Origin of the sequence: Streptomyces sp. WG5 (assembly GCF_049974565.1) — a bacterium.
In the GTDB taxonomy this organism is placed as follows: domain Bacteria; phylum Actinomycetota; class Actinomycetes; order Streptomycetales; family Streptomycetaceae; genus Streptomyces.
In genome coordinates, this window is sequence record NZ_JBNGGC010000213.1 from 1 (window position 1) to 504 (window position 504).

The window sequence follows — 504 nt, forward strand, 5'->3', positions numbered from 1 at the left end:
CACGTCCGCGAGGCCGTGCGCTTCCTGGACGGTGTTCGTGTCCTGGAGGCCGAAGGAGTCACGACCTACCTGGAGCTCGGCCCGGACGGCATCCTGTCGGCGATGGCGCAGGAGTGCCTGAGGGGCGGGACCGCGGCCTTCGCCCCGGTGCTGCGTAAGGGTCGCCCCGAGGCGGAGACCGCCGTCACGGCGCTCGCGCAGGCATACGTCCGAGGCGTGGAAGTGGACTGGCCCGGATTCTTCGCCGGGACCGGCAAAGGACTTGTCGATCTGCCGACATACGCCTTCCAGCGCAAGCGGTACTGGCCGGAGGCGGCACTGACTGGCATGACCGGCAACGCCCCCGCCGGTGGGACCGTGGACTCAACCGATGCCCGGTTCTGGGATGCCGTCGAGCGCGAGGATCTGGGCTCGCTGCTTGCGGAGTTGGATGTCTCCGGTGATGCGTCGCTGGGTGAGGTGCTTCCGGTGTTGTCGGCGTGGCGTCGGCAGGGTCGGGAGCGG

1 protein-coding gene is annotated in these 504 nt (G+C 69.6%); it reads left to right on the forward strand.

What is annotated here, in order from left to right; translation table 11 throughout:
- The coding region (locus ACP4IX_RS36685) for a hypothetical protein (protein WP_426559038.1) at positions 1-504 on the forward strand (504 nt) is incomplete at both ends.